This window comes from Daejeonella sp., assembly GCF_049655485.1.
Lineage (GTDB): Bacteria > Bacteroidota > Bacteroidia > Sphingobacteriales > Sphingobacteriaceae > Daejeonella.
The window spans coordinates 1-3,790 of the sequence record NZ_JBASJU010000116.1 but is presented as its reverse complement, the minus strand read 5'-3'; the positions used below and the strand labels follow the sequence as shown (position 1 = coordinate 3,790).

Here is a 3,790-nt window from a genome sequence, read left to right as displayed (position 1 = left end):
GCCCTGCAGGGTTTGGAGCTGTGTGGTGGGTGCAGATAGAACCCGGAAAGTCCCTGACTTACAATCTTAGAGGGATGGGGGCTACGAGGGGGTATATCTTTAAGTTTGATCTTACTAAACCGGTAGAAGCACCACCCGCACCGTGGGGCTGGGTAGAATAAAAATTATCTTTTGCTTTTTCAAATTTCCGGTTTCAAACGAAATTGTCCTTCCGGTTTGTGACATCAGGATGACAATTCTCTTGCCAAAACCATGACATATGGCTCTATTAACCGACGAAGATTGAATTAAAAACGCCCTGTACAAAAACTGTTGAAAAAAGTTTTGCAGTATACAATAGATAAATACACCTAAGGTCTTAGAAAACCTGATAATTCTACAGTTTAAAAATTCAACGTAGACGTCTAAAAAGTTTAAGTAAAGAATAAGGGCTCTCCATTTTCTCTAAAGTAATGCCTTCAGGTTAAATCTGCCCGATCCGCTTTTTTTCATTCCTCATAAGAATATTCGACAGAGATGCAAATTTCAACCACGCAACATCGCTTGCTATTCATCGTATAATTACCTGTTGAACTTTTAACTTAAACTTATGAGAAAAAACCCCTCTAATAGCAAGGGATTGCTGTCTATGCTATTAATCACATCTGTATTATTTAGCGGATGCCAAAAGGAAGATACACAAGACATTCCGTTAAGTGTGCATGAAAAACTCGAGATGACTACTTCCACCAGTCCAGTGGAAGTGAAAAACATTGACGTCTCAAAGGTTACTTACGATTCAGGACACGCGTATCTTTTAAAAGACTGGTTCGGAGTTGGGGGAGACACCCAATGGGAAAAACCTTCTACTCTGAAAGTTTATGAAAACGGACTTGCTCTTGGCCCTGCTCATTCTTCGCATGATGATGTGCGAACTATCGGACAAGGCAGATTTAGTCATTGGGGGAATGAGCTATTTTTTACCGCATCTGATAATACCGATCCGCGTACGAATGGACGGAAATACACCTATACAATTAACGAATCCGTAGAGACCACGACGAGCCTTTCAGTCCCATCTAATGCTAAAAGCCTGGATCTGTCGATAGTTACATTACATTCTGGTAACGCGTATCAACTAAACGCCTGGTTCGGGGTTGGGGGGGACACCAAATGGGAAACAACTTCCACTCTGAAAGTTTTTGAAAATGATAAGGAACTTGGCCCTGCCCATTCTCTATTAAATGATGTTGTAGCTACTGGCAAAGGAAAATTTAGTCATTTTGGAAATAATCTATATTTCTCTTCATCAGACAATACCGATCCGCGGACAAATGGCAGGAAGTATACCTATACTATCGATGGATCCAGCCCGACTACTACATCAACAGCACCTGGTCCTACCCTGGGACCCGTCACCAACGGCACTGCGCTTAAAAACATGTTTGGTGTCAACACTTACGAATGGAATTTCCTTCAGGATCCAAACAATCCATCTAATGGCTCCACTATTTACGAGCCTAAAATGGCCCTCATAAGAAACTTTGACGGTATTCGCCATTATATGGATTGGGAAAAACTCGAAGATTCACCCGGAAATTACACCTTCAATCCCACTAGAAGGGGTGGATGGAACTTTGATGCGATTTACCAAAGATGCAAACAGGAGGGTATTTTTGTCCTGAGTTGCCTTAAGGAGGCTCCGAATTGGCTTTACAACACCTATCCTGAAGGACAAAGGGATGCGAATAACGTTCCGGCACCATACGGTTCTAATCTGGAAGATCCTGCCTCCTATATTGCACAGGCAAGGGCAGCATTTCAATTTGCAGCTCGATATGGGGCAAACCGAAATGTGGATCCAACGCTTGTTAAAGTCAACGCAACACCACGTTGGACTAACGACCCTGTCAATGAGGTTAAGATTGGCATGGACCTGGTCAAATACATTGAAGCAGATAATGAACGCGACAGATGGTGGGTTGGTCCAAGAGCTTACCAGACAGGCCGACAGTATGCAGCGCATTTATCTGCTTTTTACGATGGTCACAAAGGTAGATTAGGTAGAAACGTAGGAGTTAAAACAGCTGATCCATCTATGAAAGTAGTAATGGCTGGACTGTCTAAAGCTGACGTAAATTATGTGAAGGAAATGATTGCCTGGTGCCGGGAAAACAGAGGATACCGCGCAGATGGATCTGTGGATCTTTGCTTTGACGTAATAAATTACCACCTTTATTCTAACGATAATCAGTCCCAGCAATGGGGAACGGCTACAAGAGGCGTGGCACCTGAACTGAGTGAAATCGGCAGAGTTGCGGACGAATTCGTTACTATGTCAAGAGATTTTGCAAAAGGTATTGAAGTGTGGGTGACAGAGGCAGGTTATGATATAAATTCAGCCAGCCCTCAAAGGGCAATCGCAAGTGGTAATAAGACTGCACTCATCACTCAGGCAGACTGGATATTAAGAACATCCTTATTATATGCACGGCGAGGTATTAAGAAACTGTTCTTCTACCAGTTATTTGATGATAATAAATACAGTCCGATACAGTATGGTTCGTCAGGGCTGGTTGAAGTAGAGGGAGGTCTTAAGAGACGGCCGGCAGCTGATTATATTCTCCAGGCCACCAACTTGATGGGTAATTATAAATATCAGCAAACAATAGGTCAGGATCCACTTGTTGACGTTTATGACTATAATGGACGCAAAATGTATGTCCTGCTTATACCGGATGAAAAAGGCCGTACAGGATCATACGTTTTAAACCTGGGAACTGCTACCTCTGCCACCATCTACAATTTGCAGCCGGGATCTTCTGCAATGACGGCTAAAAAGGTGGTAACAAACGGAGGTAATTTAACCGTTAGCGTTACCGAAACCCCGATTTTTGTACAAGCTGATTAACAAATAGGAAGCTGGGAAGTTGAAATCAATGAGTTCGTCTCTTGAATTAAACTGTCCCAGCTTGGTTAATTAAAGAAAAATCCCCCACCTCCACCGCCGCCATCGAATCTGGGGTTCACCACATTATTAAATAAGGAGCCAAAGCGGTAACGGATACCAAAGCTGGTATAAAAAGAGTAGTTGGAATCAAGTTGCCTGCGACGTGTAAGGAGATCATCAGTGGAAATATCGCCTTTAACAATATTAAGCTGATCCCGCTGGACAGCATAGAAGCCATTAAAGTTTAAGGACAGTCCTTTGTATAATCTTAAATCCGTATAAACAGAAAAAGTTAAATTGTTTTTGCTGAAATCATGAAAGTAGTGTCCAAAAGAGGTAGAGCCACTTACCTGTCCCCATTTTTGATTAAAACTAAGGTCTAAAGATATACTTTGCTGGAATCTTAATTCCTCCATCCTTAGAAAAATGGTCTCCTCTTTATAATTAAGATATCTGGGTCCTACCTTATACATCAATCCGATATAGTGATTATTCGACTCCTTGTAGGGAAAGAAATTGTATTCTATAGCGGGAGTTATCGATAATAATGCGTCGTAGTTACTGTAATCTGAACGCTGGGCAGAAATCGATCCACCGGCAGATAAATGTTCACTTATAGACCAAACAGTTGTATTATTGGTAAAATAACTCTCATTTGTGAATTTGAAAGCATCAACTCCTTCACCAAACCTGTTTTTATTTCTGTTATAACTGAAGTTTGTAGTGGTTTTGTGTTTTTCACTTACACGTGAGGCTGAGCCACCGGTGCTAAAGCTATTCGAGGAGTAGTTTCTATCTCCATTTAGGTAACCATTTAAACGAACGCTAAAAACCCATAAATTCCAGGGGTCTTTTTTAGTC

2 protein-coding genes are annotated in these 3,790 nt (G+C 41.7%); one reads left to right on the top strand and one right to left on the bottom strand.

Features of this window, described 5'->3' with window-relative positions; all coding sequences use genetic code 11:
• Positions 1-589: 589 nt before the first annotated feature.
• Positions 590-2,890 carry a hypothetical protein gene (locus WBJ10_RS04770; RefSeq protein ID WP_424288385.1) on the top strand — a complete coding sequence of 767 codons (2,301 nt, stop codon included), beginning with the start codon at positions 590-592 and terminating at the stop codon, positions 2,888-2,890.
• A 65-nt stretch (positions 2,891-2,955) separates the two neighbouring features.
• Here WBJ10_RS04770 and WBJ10_RS04765 read toward each other — a convergent pair.
• Positions 2,956-3,790, bottom strand: an 835-nt coding sequence (locus WBJ10_RS04765; protein ID WP_424288384.1) for a hypothetical protein, incomplete at its 5' end; no start/stop codon positions are given.